Source organism: Aeromonas aquatilis (assembly GCF_054052405.1).
The window spans coordinates 32,788-53,135 of sequence record NZ_JBSTYP010000006.1 but is presented as its reverse complement, the minus strand read 5'-3'; the positions used below and the strand labels follow the sequence as shown (position 1 = coordinate 53,135).

The 20,348-nt window shown below is 62.0% G+C and carries 15 protein-coding genes; 9 read left to right on the top strand and 6 right to left on the bottom strand.

Going from position 1 to position 20,348, the window contains the following annotated elements; genetic code table 11:
- Window positions 1-127 precede the first annotated feature (127 nt).
- Entirely contained in the window at window positions 128-880 is a 753-nt protein-coding gene (locus ACW5W8_RS03525; protein ID WP_498626433.1) for a substrate-binding periplasmic protein, read from the bottom strand.
- 110 nt (window positions 881-990) lie between these two features.
- Window positions 991-2,391, bottom strand: a complete 1,401-nt coding sequence (asnS, locus tag ACW5W8_RS03520; protein WP_498626432.1) for an asparagine--tRNA ligase — start codon at window positions 2,389-2,391, stop codon at window positions 991-993.
- Between the two features lie 200 nt (window positions 2,392-2,591).
- On the opposite strand from asnS, the gene ACW5W8_RS03515 reads away from it, so the two are divergent.
- Window positions 2,592-2,936 (top strand): hypothetical protein, encoded by a 345-nt coding sequence (locus tag ACW5W8_RS03515; RefSeq protein WP_498626430.1) that lies wholly within the window; start codon window positions 2,592-2,594, stop codon window positions 2,934-2,936.
- A 10-nt stretch (window positions 2,937-2,946) separates the two neighbouring features.
- Here ACW5W8_RS03515 and ACW5W8_RS03510 read toward each other — a convergent pair whose 3' ends face one another.
- On the bottom strand, window positions 2,947-3,759 hold the full coding sequence (locus ACW5W8_RS03510) for a HAMP domain-containing protein (protein WP_498626429.1): 813 nt from the start codon (window positions 3,757-3,759) through the stop codon (window positions 2,947-2,949).
- A 176-nt stretch (window positions 3,760-3,935) separates the two neighbouring features.
- On the bottom strand, window positions 3,936-5,210 hold the full coding sequence (gene bioA, locus ACW5W8_RS03505; RefSeq protein WP_498626428.1) for an adenosylmethionine--8-amino-7-oxononanoate transaminase: 1,275 nt from the start codon (window positions 5,208-5,210) through the stop codon (window positions 3,936-3,938).
- A 193-nt stretch (window positions 5,211-5,403) separates the two neighbouring features.
- Here bioA and bioB point away from each other — a divergent pair, with 193 nt between their 5' ends.
- From bioB to htpX, 5 genes are all read left to right on the top strand, one after another.
- On the top strand, window positions 5,404-6,492 hold the full coding sequence (gene bioB / locus ACW5W8_RS03500) for a biotin synthase BioB (RefSeq protein WP_498626427.1): 1,089 nt from the start codon (window positions 5,404-5,406) through the stop codon (window positions 6,490-6,492).
- Window positions 6,489-7,685, top strand: a complete 1,197-nt coding sequence (gene bioF / locus ACW5W8_RS03495) for an 8-amino-7-oxononanoate synthase (RefSeq protein WP_498626426.1) — start codon at window positions 6,489-6,491, stop codon at window positions 7,683-7,685. Before bioB ends, bioF begins: the two co-directional genes overlap by 4 nt.
- On the top strand, window positions 7,678-8,493 hold the full coding sequence (bioC, locus tag ACW5W8_RS03490) for a malonyl-ACP O-methyltransferase BioC (RefSeq protein WP_498626425.1): 816 nt from the start codon (window positions 7,678-7,680) through the stop codon (window positions 8,491-8,493). Before bioF ends, bioC begins: the two co-directional genes overlap by 8 nt.
- 60 nt (window positions 8,494-8,553) lie before the next feature.
- Entirely contained in the window at window positions 8,554-9,231 is a 678-nt protein-coding gene (gene bioD, locus ACW5W8_RS03485; protein ID WP_005337893.1) for a dethiobiotin synthase, read from the top strand.
- Window positions 9,232-9,344: 113 nt separating this feature from the next.
- The gene (gene htpX, locus ACW5W8_RS03480) at window positions 9,345-10,217 is read left to right on the top strand and encodes a protease HtpX (protein ID WP_005337890.1); all 873 of its coding nucleotides are present in this window, start codon (window positions 9,345-9,347) and stop codon (window positions 10,215-10,217) included.
- A 77-nt stretch (window positions 10,218-10,294) separates the two neighbouring features.
- Here htpX and ACW5W8_RS03475 read toward each other — a convergent pair whose 3' ends face one another.
- Together ACW5W8_RS03475 and ACW5W8_RS03470 are read right to left on the bottom strand one after the other, a co-directional pair.
- Complete coding sequence (locus tag ACW5W8_RS03475; RefSeq protein WP_498626423.1) at window positions 10,295-12,007, bottom strand: methyl-accepting chemotaxis protein; 1,713 nt, start codon at window positions 12,005-12,007, stop codon at window positions 10,295-10,297.
- A 222-nt stretch (window positions 12,008-12,229) separates the two neighbouring features.
- A complete protein-coding gene (locus ACW5W8_RS03470) occupies window positions 12,230-14,080 on the bottom strand; it encodes an MOSC N-terminal beta barrel domain-containing protein (RefSeq protein WP_498626422.1) in 1,851 nt (616 codons plus the stop codon).
- Window positions 14,081-14,156: 76 nt separating this feature from the next.
- On the opposite strand from ACW5W8_RS03470, the gene ACW5W8_RS03465 reads away from it, so the two are divergent.
- The 3 genes from ACW5W8_RS03465 to nifJ all read left to right on the top strand — a co-directional run bounded on the left by ACW5W8_RS03465 (window position 14,157) and on the right by nifJ (window position 20,304).
- On the top strand, window positions 14,157-14,909 hold the full coding sequence (locus tag ACW5W8_RS03465) for a substrate-binding periplasmic protein (protein ID WP_498626421.1): 753 nt from the start codon (window positions 14,157-14,159) through the stop codon (window positions 14,907-14,909).
- Between the two features lie 176 nt (window positions 14,910-15,085).
- Window positions 15,086-16,732 carry an NAD(P)-binding protein gene (locus ACW5W8_RS03460; protein WP_429207819.1) on the top strand — a complete coding sequence of 549 codons (1,647 nt, stop codon included), beginning with the start codon at window positions 15,086-15,088 and terminating at the stop codon, window positions 16,730-16,732.
- Window positions 16,729-20,304, top strand: coding sequence for a pyruvate:ferredoxin (flavodoxin) oxidoreductase (nifJ, locus tag ACW5W8_RS03455; protein WP_498626420.1), 3,576 nt, complete (start codon window positions 16,729-16,731; stop codon window positions 20,302-20,304). Before ACW5W8_RS03460 ends, nifJ begins: the two co-directional genes overlap by 4 nt.
- Window positions 20,305-20,348 lie beyond the last annotated feature (44 nt).

Here is a 20,348-nt window from a genome sequence, read left to right as displayed (position 1 = left end):
CGTCATGACGGCAAACAAGGCTGCAAGGGAGGCGTCAGAAAAGGTCTGGATCACGGGAGAATAGGCGCTAAAAGCGCGGGTTCGGATGATAATTTCTACCAAGTTGGGGGTTCTACGAGTCTGATTGTCAGGGGGCGGACGATGACTGCAGATAGCGGCGCTGATAATCCTCGCTTAGCTTGGCAATATCCAATCTGGCAATGGCCTGCGCCACCCGTTGCTGCAACGCCTGCTGATCGGGGCGAAACATGATGTGCATGCTCTTGTGTTCGAGGATCTTCGGGTGAAATTGCAATCCGGCGCTGCTCAGTTTGCGCTCATGGTTGATGAGCCACTGAAAGACATCCCGATCGATCACCGCCAGATCGAGCCGGTCGCGCTGCAATTTGCGCAGGTTGAGCAGGTCGGAATCGACAGCGGCAGTGTTGAGGCGCTTACTGGCCATTAGAGCATCGAATTCACGGCTGTTGACGTACCCCGCCACCACGCCGATCCGGTAGGGGGCGAGATCCTCGAGCTGCTGCCAGAGGATAGGCGCCCCAGCCCGCTGAGCCATGCCCAGCACACTGTCGCCCACGCTGGGGGAGCTGCGCCACAGGGTGGGCAGGGTGTCGGAGAGGTACTCGGGAAAGTAGCCGCTGTAGGGATCGGCCGGATCGGCCGCCAGCCGCACCGCCCGTTGCCAGGGGTAGAAGTCGAACTCCACTTCCAGTCCCGCCTCGGCAAAGGCGCGCTTGACGATATGACCGGTAAGGCCGCCATCGGGCAGGCTCTGGCTGGTGTAGGGGGGCCACTCCAGAGTGGTCAGACGAACGGGCTTGGCCCACAGTGGAACAGGCATGCAGAACAGTAATAGCGAGAACAGCAGGCGATATCCCATGGGCGACGAGTTCCTTGTGCCGGTTGATCCTGAGTATCACCCATAACGGTGACAATAAAAAAGCCGACCCCAAGGTCGGCTTTTGCAATCAAGTGGCAAGATACCGCTGATCAGAACTCGGCGGTACGCGGAGTACGGGGGAACGGGATCACGTCGCGGACGTTGCCCATACCGGTCACGTAGACCACCAGACGCTCGAAGCCCAGACCGAAGCCGGAGTGCGGCACGGTACCGAAGCGACGCAGGTCGCGATACCACCAGTAATCTTCCTTGTTCAGGCCCATCTCTGCCAGACGGGCATCCAGCACGTCCAGACGCTCTTCACGCTGGGAACCACCGATGATCTCGCCGATGCCCGGTGCCAGTACGTCCATTGCGGCAACGGTCTTGCCGTCGTCGTTGAGGCGCATGTAGAAGGCCTTGATATCTTTCGGGTAGTTCTTCACCACTACCGGCGACTTGAAGTGCTCCTCGGCCAGATAGCGCTCGTGCTCGGAGGAGAGATCGATACCCCAGGAGACCGGGAACTCGAACTTCTTGCCACAGTTTTGCAGCACGTCGATGGCGTCGGTGTAGTCGATCTGGGCGAAGTCGGAGGAGACAAAACGCTCCAGACGATCGATGGCATCCTTGTCAACGTGCTGGGCGAAGAACTCCAGATCGTCGCGGCGCTCGGTCAACACGGCGTTGAAGACGTACTTCAGCATGGCTTCGGCCAGTGCGGCGTTGGCGGCCAGATCGTTGAAGGCCACTTCCGGTTCAACCATCCAGAACTCGGCCAGGTGACGGCTGGTGTTGGAGTTTTCCGCCCGGAAGGTCGGGCCGAAGGTGTAGACCTTGGAAAGGGCGCAGGCATAGGTTTCGGCGTTCAGCTGGCCGGATACGGTCAGGAAAGCCTCTTTGCCGAAGAAATCTTCGTTGTAGTCCACCTTGCCGGCGTCGGTGCGCGGCAGGTTTTCCATGTCCAGAGTGGAGACGCGGAACATCTCGCCGGCACCTTCGGTGTCAGAGGCAGTGATGAGCGGTGTCGCAACCCAGAGGAAACCCTCTTCGTGGAAGAAGCGGTGGATGGCTTGTGCCAGGCAGTGACGAACGCGGGTCACTGCGCCAACAATGTTGGTGCGCGGGCGCAGGTGGGCCTGTTCACGCAGATATTCGATGCTGTGGCGCTTGGCGGCCATCGGGTAGGTGTCCGGATCTTCGACCCAGCCAATCACTTTCACATCGGTCGCCTGCAGTTCGAAAGCCTGGCCGCTGCCCTGAGAGGCGGCAACCACGCCGGTCACTTCCACGGAGCAGGCAGTGGTCAGACGCAGCACTTCATTCTCGTAATTGGCCAGGGTATTGGCAACAACCGCCTGTACCGGATGGAAACAGGAGCCATCGGATACGGCCAAAAATGAGATCCCCGCCTTGGAATCACGGCGAGTCCGGATCCACCCTTTGACAGTTTGGGTGGTGCCAACCGCATATTTACCGGTCAGCACATCTACTACGGATGCGTGCGTCATCGAAATATTGTCTCCAGCTTGTTCTTGCAGCGCTATTTGCAACATTAGGGAGTCTGGCCCGGGCACAGATGGCCCACCATGGCAGACTAAGCCGTCAATCTTACCCGCGCGGGTTTGATAAACAAGCAAAAATGTCGGACTCTGGTGGGGTTTTCGGCATGGTTTACTCAACAAGAGTGTCACGGGTGCAGGAGAGGCGGGTGAAAGATCGGCGGCATGGGCCAGATTGGCTGACACGGGTATTGCAGGGGCTGGTGATGCTCTGCTGGGGCGGCTTTATCGTGCTGCTCTCCCTTTACCACCATGCCCGGCCCGAAATTGCCTACGGTTTTCTGGTCTTTGGCGGGATCGAGGTGCGCGATTATTGGGACCCGGCCCTTACCCCCTGGCTGGTCTACGGGCTCTGGAGCTGTTGCGCCCTGACGCTGGCGGTGTTGCTGCTGGAGCGCACGCGCAGCCGCCGTCAGGATGACTCCCGGCACGTCAATCTGGCGATCTTGCTGCTGGTGCTGATCGCCAGTCTGCTCTTCTACTACGTCGGTTAACCGCTTCCGCTCAACGGGGCTGATCCGGCTCCTGTCTGCTGGCCTTGGTGCGCTTGCCGAGCTGGCGCTCCACGCTGTCGAGCATCTGGTTGTAAGCTTGGGCCAACCGGCCAATCTCGTCGCCATCATCCCCCTCCAGCCGGTGGCCGAAGTCGTGCATATCGGTGGCCTCTTCCATGGAGCGGGTCAACTGGTTGAGAGGGCGGACGATCCAGGTGCGGATGACCCAGAGGGTCAGCAGCAGTCCCAGCCCGAAGATGCCGGTGAGGATCAGCGCCGAGGTGAGAATATTCTGCTCGACCCGGGTAAAGAGGGAGTCGAGAGAGTAATCAAAACGGACGGCGCCGAGCACGGTATTCTCCGGCACCAGATGACAGCTGGTGCAGTCGGTGCCGCGAAAATCCTTCTTGGCCAGCAGCGGTCGGGTCACTACCAGACGGCTGTGCATGCCGTCGTGCACCACCTCCAGGCTCCCTTTACCCGCTAGTGCCAGCTGATCATATTCATCCTTGCTCTGTTCGCTCTCCCGTCCCGGCCCGTACTGTTTGCTCACCGCCTCGCCACGGACGATGCGGGCATCCTCCACATGGGCGTGATCGAGAAACTTGGCGCGCAGGGTGTCGCGGGCATCCATCTTGCCGGTCAGCATCAGCATGTTGAGGCCGTCGAAATAGGCTTCGGTCTGCTCGCGGCTCTGCTCCTTGATGAGGGTCAGGATCAGATCGCGCTCGCGCACCGCCTGATAGGCTGCGGAGAAGACCAGTACCATGGAGAAGATGAAGAGCAGGAAAAAGTTGATTTTGGCAGCAATGGAGAGGCGCATGAGCAGTCTTTCTTGATGGTAAAACCGCAGCAGTTTACCCCTCTTGGAGTCTCAGGTCTGGTGTTTTGCTCACATTACGGCAAGTGAAACCGCACTGAAGTGGATAAAGTTGTCCTCTCTATATATCAAATGCCGGTAGTCAAACGGGCGGCAACGATGGCCGCCCGCCGCTTGCCTTAAAACTCGCCCTCGGCGATGGCCTGACTGATGGCACCGGTCAATACCCGCAGCTCTTCAGGGGTGATGACGAAGGGGGGCATCAGGTAGATCAGCTTGCCAAAAGGGCGGATCCAGGCGCCCAGTTCGACAAACTTGCGCTGGATGCGCGCCACGTCCACCCGCTCCTTCATCTCCACCACCCCGATGGCACCGAGCACCCGCACATCCGCAACTGCCGGGTTGAGAGTCAATTCCACCAGTTCGGTACGCAGTTGATGTTCGATGGCGCGCACCCGCTCCTGCCACGGTGAGGCCAGCAGCAACTCGATGGAGGCGTTGGCCACCGCGCAGGCGAGCGGGTTGCCCATAAAAGTGGGGCCGTGCATAAAGACGCCCGCCTTGCCGTCACAGATAGTGCGGGCGACATGCTCGGTGGTGAGGGTCGCCGAGAGGGTGAGGTAGCCGCCGGTCAGCGCCTTGCCCAGACACATGATGTCGGGGCTGATCCCCGCCCAGTCGCAGGCAAACAGCTGGCCGGTGCGGCCAAAGCCGGTGGCAATCTCGTCGGCAATCAGCAGCACGCCGAATTCGTCGCACAGGGCGCGCACCCACTGCAGGTAGCGGGGATGGTAGAAGCGCATGCCGCCAGCGCCTTGCACTATGGGCTCAAGCACGATGGCGGCGATCTCTTCGTGGTGATCGGCCATGAGCGTCGCCAGCTCCACCACGCACTGCTCGTCCCACTCGGCGTGGAAGCGGCAGCTGGGCGCGTCGACAAAATGGTGCTCCGGCAAGAAGCCCTTGTAGAGCTCGTGCATGCCGCCATCGGGATCGCAGACGCTCATGGCGCCAAAGGTGTCGCCGTGATAGCCGCTGCGCAGGGCGACAAACTTGGCTTTGGGCGTCCCCTTGGCGTGCCAGTATTGCTGCGCCATCTTGAGCGCCACTTCCACTGCCACCGAGCCGGAATCGGCCAGAAATACCCGATCAAGCCCCTTCGGAGTGATCTCCACCAGCTTGCGGCAGAGCTCGACCGCCGGGGCGTGGGTGAGGCCGCCAAACATCACGTGGGACATCTTGCCGAGCTGGGCGGTGGCGGCGGCGTCCAACTCCGGCACCTGATAGCCGTGCACGCAAGCCCACCAGGAGCTCATGCCATCCACCAGTTCGCGGCCATCGCTGAGGGTGATGGTCACCCCTTTGGCACTGGCCACTTCATAGCAGGGCAGGGGGTGGGTCAGGGAGGTATAGGGGTGCCAGATGTGGTGCAGGTCGAATTCTTGGTTGGTCATTTGCTGTTCTGTTGTCAATTAATTTGATCTGGTCGGTGTTGACAGTCTACGCGTGCTCTCTACACTAGCCAACAATTTCAGCCACTTGGCACTGCGCATAACCCTGAGTGCGCAGGCCCGGCGGCGGGTTTTGTAGCTGACCATCCCAAGATGGCGGGCGCAGGATCCCACTAATAACAACCGGAAGCCATGTATGAATGCTCTCACCGCGGGCGGTCACGCCCTTCGTCATGACTGGACCCTCGCCGAGGTTCAGGCCCTGTTTGCTCTGCCATTCAACGATCTGCTGTTTCAGGCCCAGACTGTCCACCGCGCCCACTTTGACCCGAATGAAGTGCAGGTGAGCACCCTGCTCTCCATCAAGACCGGCGCCTGCCCGGAAGATTGCAAATACTGCCCCCAGAGCGCCCGTTACCACACCGGTCTTGAGGCCGAGCGGCTGATGGAGGTGGAGAAGGTGCTGGAGCGGGCCCGCGAAGCCAAGGCCAACGGCTCGTCACGCTTTTGCATGGGGGCCGCCTGGCGCAACCCCAAAGAAAAAGACATGCCCTACATCATCCGGATGATCGAGGAGGTGCGCGGGCTGGGGATGGAGACCTGCATGACCTTGGGCATGCTCACCGCCGATCAGGCGGCCCGTCTTGGCGCTGCGGGGCTCGATTACTACAACCACAACCTCGACACCTCGCCGGAGTTTTACGGCGAGATCATCTCCACCCGCACCTATCAGGATCGGCTCGATACGCTGGAGCATGTGCGAGGCGCCGGCATGAAGGTCTGCTCCGGCGGTATCGTCGGCATGGGCGAGCAGGCCAAAGATCGGGCGGGCCTCTTGATGGCGCTCGCCAACCTGCCCCGTCACCCCGAAAGCGTGCCCATCAACATGTTGGTCAAGGTGAAGGGAACGCCGCTGGAGAACGAGGAGAACCTCGATCCATTCGAATTTATCCGCACCATTGCCGTGGCGCGGATCATGATGCCCGCCTCCCATGTGCGCCTCTCAGCCGGGCGGGAGAAGATGAATGAGCAGATGCAGGCCATGTGCTTTATGGCCGGGGCCAACTCCATTTTCTATGGCTGCAAGTTGCTGACCACCCCGAACCCGGACGAGAACAGCGATATGCAGCTGTTCAAGCGACTCGGTATTCGTCCCGCCCAGCGCGCCCAGAAGCCGGATCAGGTTCAAGAAGAGGAGCTGCTGGCCGAGGTGAGTCGCCAGAGCGCACCTGCCGAGATGTTTTATGACGCCACCCGCCCCCGTGCAGGGGCCGCTCGGTCATGACTGGCCCTGCTGTAACGGGCCCCTTTGCATTGGGCGCTGCGCTGGCCGGGCGCGAACAGGCTGGCCTGCTGCGCAACCGCATCGCGACCGACGGGGCGAGTGGCGGGCGGCTCAGAGTTGCGGGGCTCGAATACCTCAACTTTTCCGCCAACGACTATCTGGGACTGGCAGAACACGGCGCCATCAAGGCCGCCTTCAACGCGGGGATTGAGCGCTATGGCGCTGGCGCCGGCGCCTCGCCACTGGTGACCGGTTACAGTCGTGCCCACCAAGAGCTTGAGGAGACCCTGGCCGATTGGCTGGGGGTGGAGGCGGTGCTGCTGTTCAACTGCGGCTTTTCGGCCAATCAGGCGGTGCTCAAAGCGCTGCTTGGCAAGGAGCACCTGCTGTGGCAGGACAAACTCAATCACGCCTCTTTGCAGGAGATGGGCAGCCAGCTCCCCTGCAAGATGAAGCGCTTTGCCCACAACGACATGGCAGCCCTTGAACGGCAGCTTGAGCCAAATCGCGGACTGATTGTTTCGGAAGGGGTGTTCAGCATGGACGGGGATCAGGCCCCCTGGCGCGAGCTCGCGGCATTGGCAGCCCGGAGCGGCAACTGGCTGATGATCGACGATGCCCACGGTCTCGGCGTGCTGGGCCCTGAGGGACGTGGCACCCTGGCGGCGCAAGGGGTTGATCCTGCCAGCGTGCACATCCAGATGGGCACTTTTGGCAAGGCGCTCGGTGTGGCAGGCGCCTTTGTCGGTGGCAGCCGCGAGCTGGTGGAGTATCTGGTCAACTTCGCTCGCCACTATGTCTACAGCACCCATATGCCCGCCGCGCAGGCTTGTGCGGTGAGCAAGAGCATCGTGTTGGTGCGCGCCGCCGATGAGGCCCGCGCCCATCTTGGTCAGCTGATCGCCCGCTTCCGGCAAGGGGCGCAGGCTCTGGGTTGGCAACTCGGTGCCAGCGCTACCCCGATCCAGCCGCTGCTGGTGGGGGAGAGCAGTGTTGCCCTGCAACTGGCTGAACGGCTGCGGGAGCGCGGCGTCTGGGTGAGCGCCATCCGCCCGCCCACGGTGCCGGTCGGTACGGCCCGGCTGCGTATTACCCTGAGCGCGGCTCACCGCGAGCAGGATGTGGATCGCCTGCTCGATGCCTTGGGTGCCAGCCCTGCTGCAACAACGGTTGGGGAGGCTTGCCATGGCTGAGCGTTTTCAAACGGTGGACAAGGCGCAGCTCGCCCGTCGTTTCGGGGCGGCGGCTCGTCACTACGACGCCCATGCCCGCTTTCAGCAGGAGGTGGGGCTGGCGCTGCTGGAATGGATGCCAGACAGGCTGGTTGGCACTGATCTGACGGTGAGCGGGTTGGATCTGGGCTGCGGCACCGGTTTTTTCTTGCCCCAACTGGCGAACCGCTGTCACCAGCTGGTGGGGCTGGATCTCGCCCCCGGCATGCTGGCGCAGGCTGCCCTGCGCGGCAGCGGTGCCCGCCTGCTCTGCGGCGATGCGGAGCAGCTCCCTTTCGCCGATAACACGTTCGACTGGGTCTTCTCCAGTCTGGCGCTGCAGTGGTGCGAGCGTCCGGCTCACGCCTTTGGCGAGTTGCTGCGGGTGGTCAAACCCGGCGGCCAGATCTTTTTTTCGACCCTGCTCGATGAGTCGCTCTGGCAGTTGCGAGCCGCCTGGCAGCAGCTTGATGGTCGCGCCCATGTCAATCGCTTCCTCAGCCTGCCACAATTGGAGCAGGCGCTGGCTAGTGCTGGGGTATCTGCTCCCGAGCTGCGTTGTATCACCTGGGATCTCGCCTATCTTGAATTGCCGCAGCTGTTGCGCGATCTCAAGGGGATCGGGGCCAATCAGGTCAACGACAATCAGGGAAACGACGCCCCGGCCGGTCTGAGCGGTCGCGCCAGATTGCAGCAGCTGGCTCAGGCGTATGAGGCGTTTCGCCAGCCCGATGGCAGGCTGGTCGCCAGTTATCGGGTGTGCCTCGGCCGTCTCAGCAAGCCTCGCTGAGCGCCGGGAATCGCAGTATGTGCAGGGCAGTGTGCCACTCCCTGCCAAGGAGAGAATCGTATGAAATCATTCTTTATCACCGGCACCGATACCGATGTGGGCAAGACGCTGGTGGCGCGCACCTTGTTGCGTGAATTCAGCGCACAGGGAATCAAGTGCGCGGGCTACAAGCCGGTCTCGGCCGGATGTGCCCGCACACCGGACGGGCTGCGCAACCTCGATGCCGTTCTGTTGCAGGAGGCGGCGAGCCTGCCGCTGCCCTATGAGGTGGTCAATCCGTTCGCCTATGAGCCGCCGATTGCGCCCCATATCGCCGCCAGCGAGGCGCGCCAGCCTATCACCATGCAGGGGTTGAGCGAGGGGCTGCGCAAGATTGAACAGGCAGGGGCCGAACTGGCGGTAGTGGAAGGGGCGGGGGGCTGGTATCTGCCGCTCGATCGCAAGCATCTGCTGTCGGACTGGGTCAAGCAGGAGAACATGGCGGTGATCATGGTGGTGGGGGCCAAGCTGGGTTGCCTCAACCATGCGCTGCTCACCTTTGCCGCCATTCGCAATGATCAGTTGCCGGTGGCGGGGTGGGTAATTAATCGGCTCCATGGTTCCATGAGCCATTATCAGGAAAATCTGGACACCCTGAGAGGTTTGCTGCCAGCCCCCTTCCTCGGCGAAATTCCGTTTATAAACAATCCGCTTGAAGCCGATTTGCAGGGGCGTCTCGATATCTCGCCGCTACTTTGACGGCATATTCAGCGAACATTCATCGAATCTCCCTAGAATGTCGACATTAACATGATCAGGTGGGGATCCCGAGTGATCCCCGGTCATGTCCTTTATCTTCACAAGGAGTCTATATGAAGCGAATTATGCTATTCCTGGTGACCAACCTGGCCGTCATGCTGGTGCTGGGGGTGGTACTCAATATCCTGTTCTCGGTTCTGGGGATCAACAAGTCAAGCATTTCCGGGCTGTTGGTGTTCTGTGCCGTGTTCGGTTTTGGGGGTTCCTTTATCTCCTTGCTGATGTCCAAGTGGATGGCCAAGCGCAGCTATGGCGTCCAGGTCATCGAGCAACCCCGTAACGAGACCGAGCACTGGCTGGTGAGCACTGTGGCCCGTCAGGCCCGCGAAGCGGGTATCAAGATGCCGGAAGTGGGGATCTACGACTCTCCCGAGATGAACGCCTTTGCGACCGGTGCCCGCCGCGATGATTCGCTGGTTGCGGTCTCCTCCGGCCTGCTCTACAGCATGAGCCGTGACGAGGCGGAAGCGGTGCTGGCCCACGAGGTGAGTCACGTGGCCAATGGCGACATGGTGACCCTGACCCTGATCCAGGGGGTAGTGAACACCTTCGTGATGTTCTTCGCCCGGATCGTGGCTGGCGTTATCAGCAACTTCTTCAGCTCCAACAACGAGGAAGAGAGCAGCAGCACCGGCGGTTTTGCCTACATGATCACCGTGTTCGTGCTGGAGATGCTGTTCGGCATTCTGGCCTCCATCATCGTCATGTGGTTCAGCCGTCAGCGCGAGTTCCGTGCCGATGCCGGTGCCGCCAAGCTGGCCGGTCGCGACAAGATGATTGCCGCCCTTGAGCGTCTCTCCCGCGGTGCCGAACCGCAGCTGGAAGGCTCCATGATGGCTTTTGGCATCAACGGCAAGCGCTCCATGAGCGAGCTGTTCATGAGCCACCCGCCCATCGAGCAGCGTATCGCCGCCCTGCGTGGTTGATAGATACTGAATGATGGGGGATAACCCCGCAAAAAAAACGGCTGCCTTCGGGCAGCCGTTTTGCTTTTCAGCGTTCTTTAAAGCTTGAAATGCCCCATCTCCTGGCGCAGTACCCGTGACAGCTGCTTGAGCTTGGCTGCCTCTTGGGACACGTGGCGGGCGGCATCCCCCGATTGCTCGGAGAGGGAGGTGATGTTGCCGACGGTAGAGACCACCTCGTTGGCGGCGGTGGACTGCTCGCGCAGGGTGTGGCTGATCTCCCCCATCAGGCCGGTGAGGTTTGAGGCGTGGCTCTGGATGCTGGCGATCGCCTCGCCGGTCTGGTTGGCCAGTGTAACCCCGCGAGAGACGTTGTTGACCGTGTTCTCCATGCTGCGGATGGAGGCATCCGCCCCGCTCTGGATCTTGCTGATCATCCCGGTGATCTGCTGGGTTGAGGCCGCCGAGCGGCTGGCCAGATTGCGCACCTCGTCGGCCACCACCGCAAAGCCGCGCCCCTGTTCACCGGCCCGCGCCGCCTCGATGGCCGCGTTGAGGGCCAGCAGGTTGGTCTGATCGGCGATGCCGCGGATCACTCCGATGATCTCCGAAATCTGCTGGGTATGGCCGTTGAGCTCGGAAATGGTGCTGGCCGCATCCCCCACTGTGGTGGAGATATTCTCGATGCTGCCAAGCGTCTCTTTAATGACCCCTGATCCCTCCTCCAGGGTATTGGCGGAGACCTTGCTCAGCTCGTCGGCATGGGTGGCGTTGTCGGAGAGGTGACTGATGCTCACCACCAGCTCCTCGATGGCGGCGGCCATGGTCTGGGTACTGGTTTGCTGATCGGTGGCAAACTGGGCAGTCTGTTCGGCGATCTGGGCGATGCTGTCAGCAGAGTGGGACAGCTCCTCGGTGGAGTGGGAGACCTTGGCGATGATCCCCTTGAGGGTGGTCTGCATGCCGCCGAGCAGACCGATCAGGCTCTCTTTCGAGCCGGCCGGCACCTTGATGGGACGCGAGAAGTCCCCCTCCGCCAGCAGATGGAGATCGGTCTTGAGCTGTTCGACCGAGGTGCCCACCAGATCGAGCAGGGAGCGATAGGTGCGCCAGAGGAAGAACATCAACACCAGACCGAGGGCGATAAAGAGATAGCGCAACATATCGGTATTGGCGATGGCGCTTTCGACCGCCTCCTGGTTACGCTGCTCCATCATCACGTAAAAGTCATCGATGGGAGACATGATGCGCCCCTTGTTCTGGTGATAGGCCTTGTCATGCATCATGGCGATGGCTTTCTGCTGGTTGGTAACCGGGTCGCCATCGCTCTGCTGCACCAGTTTGAAGGCGGCCACCTCGGTGTTGACCAGCGCATCCGAGTTGTTTTTGGCTTCGTTCAGTTTGGCCAGCTCCCCGTCGGTAAAACCGGCATCCTTCATCAGGTCGATCAGGCCGCGGCGCTGGTTACTATCGGGTCGTGGATTCTGGCCGTTGGCGGCGACAAAATCCCAGTAGATACGGTTGTAGCCTTCCGGCCTCGGTTGCTCGCCGTTGCGAATGGCCAGGATCCGCATGTACTGCTGCTCGTAGGCGGGATCCTTGGTGATGACATAGGTGCGACCGAGTCGGGTCAGATCATCGGAGGATTGGCGCAGCTCATCGGCCAGCAGGTAGGAGACATATTGTTGTCGATAACTCTCTTCCAGTTGTTTACCCGCCCAGCTGTAGGCGAAAAACACCAGTGACAGCAGGATTAGGGTAATGACGGATAGCAGCAGGTTGAGCTGAAAGGCGGGCTTGTTCTGTTCCATGGTATGGGCGTCCTTTCCCTATGGCTGAGTGTCGTATGGAGCATCGCCAAGTCAATGGCTGGCAAGGCTTTTTGCTCTGAGAGTATAGGAAGGGAAAACTTGCTCCGAGGACGATGAACGGAAATAAGCAGAAGCTGGGCGGCGGCCTTGGCAAGAAAAATGACCGGGATCAATTCCCCGGTCATCTGGGTTGGCGTGAATTAATGCAGCCCGATCACCTGCTCATAGGATTTCAAGGTCTGTGAGCGGCACGGCGCAGCAGGCAAGGATCTTGCCCTTTGCCCGCTCGGCGGCGGTGATGGCGGGGGTATCGGGGTGATCCACCTCGCCCGAGATCAGCGTTTGTTTGCAACTGCCGCAGATGCCGGCGCGACAGCTCCATGGCAGCTCTACACCTTGCTTGTTGGCTTGATCCAGCACAGTGCCCTGATTGTTGCCGGTAAAGGCTTGGGCGCCGATACGCAGTTGTACCGCCTGATGGGGGCGGGCCACCGAGAGAATGGCGCCGCCAAAACTCTCCTGTTTGATCCGTGCGGCCGGAACGCCGAGGGCTGCAACTTTGGCGGCAGCATCGGCCATAAAGCCGTGGGGGCCGCAGATAAAGACCTCTTTTTCGGCCAGCCCTTTGACCAGTTGCAGATGCTCATCATTGAGTCGCCCTTGCAGCCCCTGCCAGTGGCTATCTGGCTGGCTCAGGATCAGGGTGAGCGTCATGCCTTGCTGCGCCATGGCGTGCAGTTCGCTGGCGGCGGGAATGTCCGCTTCGCTGCGGCACAGATGCATAAAGTGCACATCTTCCAGCTCCTCGTGTAGCGCCAGGGTGCGGGCTATCGCCAGCATGGGGGTGACGCCGGAGCCTGCGGAGAGCAGCAGGAGGTTGCGCTCGTGGCCCAGGTGAAACTCGCCTGCGGGGTTGGCGGCCAGCAGCCGGTCGCCCACCTGCAACTGCTGGTGCAGCCAGTGGGAGATGCGACCACCCTCCACCTTCTTGACGCTGATACTGTAACGCTCTGGGTGATCTGGCGTAGAGCTCAGGGTATAGCGCCGTTGAATCCGCTCGTTTTTGATATCAAGGCTGATGGGCAGATGCTGGCCCGGCAGGTAGTCGGGCAGCGGCTCGCCATCGGCCGCCTCGAACCAGAAGGTCTCCAGATCCCGCGCCAGCGGTTCGCGGGCCACGCAGACCAGCTCCCGTTTTTTCGGCGCGGCGGCGGGATAGACCACCGGACGGGTGCGTTCCAGCACCTCGATCTCGCTGCCTGCCTCAATCCACCCCTCGTTCAGGGCCACCAGATTCTGGCCGAAGTAGACCTCGCCATCCTCGCCACGGCGGTAGCGGGTGAGGGTGGCCAGCGGCTCTTTCAGGGCGTTGAAACGATCGGTGCCCGCTTCCACCGTGGTCATGATGCAGCGGCTGCAGGGCTTGACCACCTTGAATTCCACCTCGCCGATGCGGATACGCACCCAGCTGTCCTCCTCGAGGGGGCGGGTGCCGCTTGCCACCAGATTGGTACGGAACTGGCTCATCTGGTGCAGGGCATCGGAGCGCAGGTTGAGATCCTCCAGGGAGGCCTGGCTTATCAGCAGCAGCGGATAACCGTCGGCAAAGCTGACCCGGGTGCCGGTCTTCTCGCGAAAGCGATCAGAGGTTTCACCCAGCCAGAGCAGTTGCACCGTCTCCCCTGCCACCCGGCTTAGCCACCCATCGGCTTTGGGGTCGGTGTGCAGGGCGGTGAAACGGTCGCTCCAGACTCCGGTAGCTTGCGGGGCGCGGCTGAAGTCGGCCTCTTGCAGGGTGAGCGGTTCAAAGCCCGGATAGCGCAGTTGCAAGCCCCCTTCGATGGGGGTAGCCACGACCTGTTGCAGTTGGGGATGGGTTCGGGCGGTGATAAAGGTGCCGTCCGGTTTGACCACCATGTAGCGGCGATCCCCTGCCAGTCCCTCTTCGGTCACCCGGGCGCGAGCCAGCGGCATGCCTGCAGTCGATTTGATGGGGTAGAGGTGAATGCTGTCTAGCCTGGGCATCTTCATATCCTTGTGACGCGGCGCGTTCGCCTGGAAAAAGGGGAACATAACGGTTCCCCGGCGATCCGGCAATCCTTTCAAGGGGCGGTCTATAGTTGGGAAAACAGAGCAAGAGGGTATCGGGATGAAAATAAGCTGGTTGCTGGCGGTGAGCCTTTTTTGTCACGGGCTCTGGGCGCAGGAGCTGACCCTGACCACGGGAGAGTATCCCCCTTACTGCTCCGAGACGCTGAAATATCAGGGGCTGATCCCCCATGTGGTGAGCGAGGCGTTCAAGAGTGAAGGGGTGAGCGTCAAGTTCCAGTTTCTGCCCTGGAAGCGGGCCTTTCGCTTGTCGGAGGAGGGAGTGGTGGATGGCACAGTCCACTGGTATGAGTCGAGCGAGCGGCGCAAAACCCATCTCTACAGCGATCCCATTCTGAGCGAGACCTACGTCTGGTTCTATCTCAAATCCGATCCGCTGGAATGGCGTGGCTATCAGGATCTGGCGGATCGCAAGCTGGCTGCGGTCAGTGGCTATACCTACAATGCAGATTTTTTTGCAGCCATCGCGCAGGTGCCGCTGCAGGTGCAGTTCGTCACCCGGCTGCGCCAGAGCTTCGATCTGCTGCTCTCCGGCCGTGCCGACCTGACGCTGGAGAACATCGATGTCGGCTACTACTCCCTGCGTCAGTTCTACCCGGCCAGCACGGTCGATCTCTTTGTAACCCATTCAAAACCCGTGATGAAAGTTGAAGGTCACCTGTTGATCAGCCGCAAGCGCGCCAATGCCGACGAGCTGATCAAAACCTTCAATCGGGGGCTAGCCAAACTGAAAGCGAGCGGCCAGCTGGACAAGATGTTACTTGAGTCACGTTCTGGTCTCTATGAACCATAAAGTGCAACATTTTTTGATCCTGATTCGCTAATCAGTACAAAAAAGCGGCCATTATCGACTCAGTTCCCAGTTTCTAACGCTTTCGCTTCTTCCCCATCCGGCCACCGTCCGCCTCGGCGACACGGTATCAAGCGCCATCGGGTGGGGCCTGTCACACAAAAAGAAGAAAGCAATGTATGAGCAAACAACTGGACATGACCCCATTGCCGGATCTCTCCCTGAAAACGGGAACAGGCCCGGTGCGTACCCGGCTACCCGTCTGGCGGCCGGCCCTGCCACCCTGCAATCACGCCTGCCCGGCCGGAGAAAACATCCAGGCCTGGCTTTCTTTGGCGCAGGCCGGTCGCTTTGAAGCGGCCTGGCAGACCCTGATCGAAGAGAACCCCTTGCCCGCCATTCATGGCCGGGTCTGCTATCACCCCTGCGAGAGCGCCTGCAACCGCGGGCAGGTGGATGAATCCGTCTCCATCCACGCCATCGAGCGTTTCCTCGGCGACGAGGCGCTGGCCCGTGGCTGGCAGCCAGCGCCACCTGCCCCTGCCAGCGGCAAGAAGGTGCTGGTGATCGGTGCCGGGCCCTCCGGCCTCTCCTGCGCCTGGCACCTCAACCGGCTCGGCCATCAGGTGGAGATCCGCGAGGCGGGGCCGCTTGCCGGCGGCATGCTGCGCTTCGGTATTCCCGCTTACCGTTTGCCCCGCGACGTGCTGGATCGGGAGGTGGCCCGTATCGTGGCTGCCGGGGTGACCCTCACTCTCAACCACAAGGTGGAGGATGTGCTGCGCGAGCGCGACGAGGGGGGCTTTGACGCCGTCTTTATGGCCATCGGCGCCCATCTGGCCAAGCGGGTTGATATTCCGGCCCGGGAAGCGGGCAAGATCCTCGATGCGGTGAGTTTCCTCGAGCAGGCCAGTTTGGCCGAAGAGCAGGGCTTGCCGCCACCCAAACTGGGACGGCGGGTGGCGATTTATGGGGGTGGCAATACCGCCATGGACGCGGCCCGCACTGCCCGCCGCCTCGGTGTGGAAGAGGCGATGATCATCTACCGCCGCGACCGCGACCATATGCCGGCCCACGCCTTCGAAGCCGATGAGGCCGAGGAGGAGGGGATCAAGATCAACTGGCTGCGCAGCATTCGCCAGCTCGACAACACCCATATCGAGGTGGAGGTGATGGCGCTGGATGCCGAGGGCAAGCCGGTGCCCACCGGCAAGTTTGAAACCCTCGAAGCAGACTCCCTTATTCTGGCGCTCGGTCAGGAGGTCGATCTCTCGGTGCTGGAGAGCATTCCCGGCGTGCGGGTCAACAAGGAGGGGGTGGTGCAGGTGGCGGGTAACCTGATGACGGATGTGCCGGGTCTGTTTGCGGGCGGCGACATGGTGCCCTCCGAGCGTACCGTCACCATCGCCACCGGCCATGGCAAGAAGGCGGCGCGCCATATGGATGCCTGGCTGCGCGGTCGCCACTACCAGAAGATGGTCTCCTACCCGCTGGTGGGGCCGGAGCAGTTGCAACTCTGGTTCCAGACCCACGCGCCAGCCAGCAGTCAGCCGGTCAAACCGGCGTGGGCGCGGGATGACTTTGGCGAGATCATCGGCGGGCTGGATGAGGTTGCCGCCCGTTACGAGGCGGCGCGCTGCTACTCCTGCGGCAACTGCTTCGAGTGCGACGGCTGCTACGGCAGCTGCCCCGAGCAGGCCATCGCCAAGCTGGGGCCGGGCAAGGGGTATCAGGTGGATGCCGAGCGCTGCACCGGCTGCGGTGCCTGCCACGACCAGTGCCCCTGCCACGCCATCGAGCTGCGCCAACCGGAGGAGTCCCAATGAAACATGAATTGATCATGGTCGACGGCAACGAAGCCGCGGCCCGGGTGGCCTACCAGCTGAGCGAAGTGTGTGCCATCTACCCCATTACCCCAAGCTCGACTATGGCCGAACTGGCCGACGCCTGGGCGGCGGAAGGGCAGACCAACCTGTGGGGCAACATCCCCACCGTGGTGGAGATGCAGAGCGAAGGGGGGGCGGCTGGCACGGTACACGGCGCCCTGCAGGCGGGGGCGCTCGCCACCACCTTCACCGCCAGTCAGGGGCTGATGCTGATGCTGCCCAACATGTACAAGATCGCCGGTGAACTGACCTCGGCGGTGTTCCATGTGGCGGCCCGATCCTTGGCGGCGCAGGGGCTGTCGATCTTTGGCGACCATCAGGACGTGATGGCGGCGCGCAGCACCGGCTTTGCCATGCTCGCCTCCGGCTCGGTGCAGGAGGCGCAGGACCTGGCCTTGGTTGCCCACAGCGTCACCCTGCAGTGCCGGGTGCCCTTTATCCACTTCTTCGACGGTTTTCGCACCTCCCACGAGGTGAACAAGATCACCGCCCTGCATCGGGACGAGATCCGGGCGCTTATCGACAACGACTGGGTACGCGCCCACCGTGCGCGGGCGCTCAACCCGGATCATCCGGTGATGCGCGGCACCGCCCAGAACCCGGATACCTATTTCCAGTCCCGCGAGAGCGTCAACCCCTTCTACGAGGCGGTACCGGCGCGGGTGCAGCAGTGCATGGACAACCTCGGCGAGCTGACCGGTCGTCACTACCGGCTGGTGGAGTACCACGGCGCGCCCGATGCCACCGACGTCATCGTGCTGATGGGCTCGGGGGCGGCTACTGCCCGCACTACCGTGGATTGGCTCAACCAACAGGATCGCAAGACCGGGGTACTGGTCATTCGCCTCTATCGCCCCTTCCCGGTACAGGCGTTGCTCGATGCGCTGCCCGCGAGCGTGCGGCGCATGGCGGTGCTGGATCGCACCAAGGAGCCGGGCGCCGGTGGCGAGCCGTTGCTGCTGGATGTGCAGAGCGCGCTGATCGACGGTTTGCAGCGCGGCCTTATCAAGCGGCTGCCCTGGCTCAGTGGCGGTCGCTACGGCCTATCTTCCAAGGAGTTCACCCCCGCCATGTGCGCGGCGGTGTTCGAGGAGCTGGCATCCGATGCGCCGCGCCCGCGCTTTACCGTGGGGATAGTGGATGATGTGTCGGGCCTCAGTCTGGCCTGGCACCCCATCGGCGATCTGGAGCCCGCCAGCCGGGTGCGGGCACTCTTCTTCGGCCTTGGTGCCGACGGCACGGTGGGCGCCAACAAGAACAGCATCAAGATCATCGGCGAGCTGGAGGGCTTCCACGCTCAGGGCTACTTCGTCTACGACTCCAAGAAGTCGGGCTCGCGCACCGTCTCCCACCTGCGCTTTGGCCCCGAGCCTATCGATGCCCCCTGGCTTATCGAGCAGGCGAGCTTTATCGGCTGCCACCAGTGGGGTTTTGTCGAATCGGTCGATCTGCTGGAGCACGCCGCGGAAGGGGCGACCCTGCTGCTTAATGCCCCCTATGAGGCGGACAAGGTGTGGGGTCAGCTGCCCGAGCGGCTGCGCGCCCGTATCCGCGCCCTCAATATCCAGCTCTACTGCATCGATGGGGATCGGGTGGCCGAGCAAAACGGCATGGGCAATCGCATCAACACCATCATGCAGACCTGTTTCTTCGCCCTGGCCGGAGTCTTGCCGCGGGATGAGGCTATTGCGCTGATCAAGGAGAGCATTGAGAAGAGTTATGCCCGCAAGGGGCCCGAGGTGGTCGAGCGCAACTTCGCGGCGGTGGACGACACCCTGGCCCATCTCCATCAGGTGGTCATCCCGGCCGGTGACGAGCAGATCAGCGACTATCCGTTGCCACTGGCATCGGGGGGCAGCGAGTTTGTCCAGCGGGTCACTGGCGAGATGCTGGCGGGGCGCGGCGATCTGATCCCGGTCTCCATGCTGCCGGTGGATGGCACTTACCCCACCGCCACCAGTCGCTTCGAGAAGCGCGATATCGCCCGCGAGATCCCGATCTGGCACTCCGATATCTGCATCCAGTGCGGCAACTGCGTCTTTGTCTGCCCCCACGCGGCGCTGCGGGCTAAGTTCTACCATCAGGACTGGCTGGCGACTGCCCCCGAGGCAGCGCAGTCGGTGCCCGTCACCGCCAAGGGCTTCCCCGATAGCCGCTACACCCTGCAACTCTATCCGGAGGATTGCACCGGCTGCGGTCAGTGCGTGCAGGCCTGTCCGGTGCGGGCTGGGGCGGATGAGGAACACGAGGGCGAGCGCGCCATCACCATGATGGATAAGGCGCTCCATCTGGCTGGCCAGAAACAGGCGCTGCGCTGGTTCGAAAGCCTGCCGTGGCCTGCCCGCGAGCGGGTGGATTTCTCCACCGTGCGCGGCACCCAGTTCCTCGAACCCCTGTTCGAGTTCTCCGGTGCCTGCGCGGGCTGTGGCGAGACCCCGTACCTCAAGCTGCTGACCCAGCTGTTTGGCGATCGCATGCTGGTGGCCAACGCCACCGGTTGCTCCTCCATCTATGGCGGCAACCTGCCGACTACCCCGTGGGCCAAGAATGGCGAAGGGAAGGGGCCGGCCTGGTCGAACTCATTGTTCGAGGACAACGCCGAATTTGGCTTTGGTTTTCGTCTCACCGCCGATCAGCATCACGGTCAGGCGGTGGCGGCCCTTGAAGCGATGAAGGGGGAGCTGGGCCCAGAGCTGGTCGATACCCTGATTAGCGCACCGCAGCGGCTGGAGTCGGAGATCCGCGCCCAGCGCACCCGGGTGGCCCAAGTGCAGGAGCGGCTGGAAGAGGTGAAATCCGGCAAGGCTCGCGAGCTGCTGTCGCTTATCGATCAGCTGGTGCGCCGCTCCGTCTGGATCATCGGTGGCGATGGCTGGGCCTATGACATCGGCTCATCGGGGCTCGACCATGTGCTCGCCTCCGGGCGCGATGTGAACGTGCTGGTGATGGATACCGAGGTCTACTCCAACACCGGCGGCCAGATGTCGAAATCGACCCCGCTCGGCGCCGTCGCCAAGTTCGCGGCGGGGGGCAAGACGCTGGCCAAGAAGGATGTGGCGTTGCAAGCCATCTCCTACGGCAACGTCTATGTTGCCCGTATCGCCTTTGGTGCCAACCCGAAGCAGGCGCTGCAGGCCTTGCGTGAAGCCGAAGCCTATCCGGGCCCGTCGCTGATCATCGCCTACAGCCACTGTATCGCCCACGGCATCGATATGGAGTTTGGCCTGACCCAGCAGAAACGGGCCGTGGCCTCCGGTCACTGGCCGCTGATGCGCTACAACCCGGTATTGCGCAGATCGGGGCAGAACCCCTTCAGTCTCGACAGCCTGCGCCCCTCCATCCCCCTTGCTGAATACCGGCAGGAGGAGACCCGTTATCGGGTGCTGGCCCAGAGCCATCCGGAGGAGGCCGAACGGCTGATGCAGGTGGCGCAAAAAGTGGCGTGGCAGAAGTGGGCCACCTACGAGGAGATGGCCACCCGCGAGGCCAGCCATTTCCATCCGCCGGTGTGATGGTGAAGTAAGTGAAATATAACCAAGCGGGCCATTGGCCCGCT

Excerpts from the sequence above, each read along its gene's own strand:
- ACW5W8_RS03525 (WP_498626433.1), bottom strand. The coding sequence starts at position 880 with ATGGGATATCGCCTGCTGTTCTCGCTATTACTGTTCTGCATGCCTGTT.
- asnS (WP_498626432.1), bottom strand. The coding sequence starts at position 2,391 with ATGACGCACGCATCCGTAGTAGATGTGCTGACCGGTAAATATGCGGTT.
- ACW5W8_RS03510 (WP_498626429.1), bottom strand. The coding sequence starts at position 3,759 with ATGCGCCTCTCCATTGCTGCCAAAATCAACTTTTTCCTGCTCTTCATC.
- bioA (WP_498626428.1), bottom strand. The coding sequence starts at position 5,210 with ATGACCAACCAAGAATTCGACCTGCACCACATCTGGCACCCCTATACC.
- bioB (WP_498626427.1), top strand. The coding sequence starts at position 5,404 with ATGAATGCTCTCACCGCGGGCGGTCACGCCCTTCGTCATGACTGGACC.
- bioF (WP_498626426.1), top strand. The coding sequence starts at position 6,489 with ATGACTGGCCCTGCTGTAACGGGCCCCTTTGCATTGGGCGCTGCGCTG.
- bioC (WP_498626425.1), top strand. The coding sequence starts at position 7,678 with ATGGCTGAGCGTTTTCAAACGGTGGACAAGGCGCAGCTCGCCCGTCGT.
- bioD (WP_005337893.1), top strand. The coding sequence starts at position 8,554 with ATGAAATCATTCTTTATCACCGGCACCGATACCGATGTGGGCAAGACG.
- htpX (WP_005337890.1), top strand. The coding sequence starts at position 9,345 with ATGAAGCGAATTATGCTATTCCTGGTGACCAACCTGGCCGTCATGCTG.
- ACW5W8_RS03475 (WP_498626423.1), bottom strand. The coding sequence starts at position 12,007 with ATGGAACAGAACAAGCCCGCCTTTCAGCTCAACCTGCTGCTATCCGTC.
- ACW5W8_RS03470 (WP_498626422.1), bottom strand. The coding sequence starts at position 14,080 with ATGTTCCCCTTTTTCCAGGCGAACGCGCCGCGTCACAAGGATATGAAG.
- ACW5W8_RS03465 (WP_498626421.1), top strand. The coding sequence starts at position 14,157 with ATGAAAATAAGCTGGTTGCTGGCGGTGAGCCTTTTTTGTCACGGGCTC.
- ACW5W8_RS03460 (WP_429207819.1), top strand. The coding sequence starts at position 15,086 with ATGAGCAAACAACTGGACATGACCCCATTGCCGGATCTCTCCCTGAAA.
- nifJ (WP_498626420.1), top strand. The coding sequence starts at position 16,729 with ATGAAACATGAATTGATCATGGTCGACGGCAACGAAGCCGCGGCCCGG.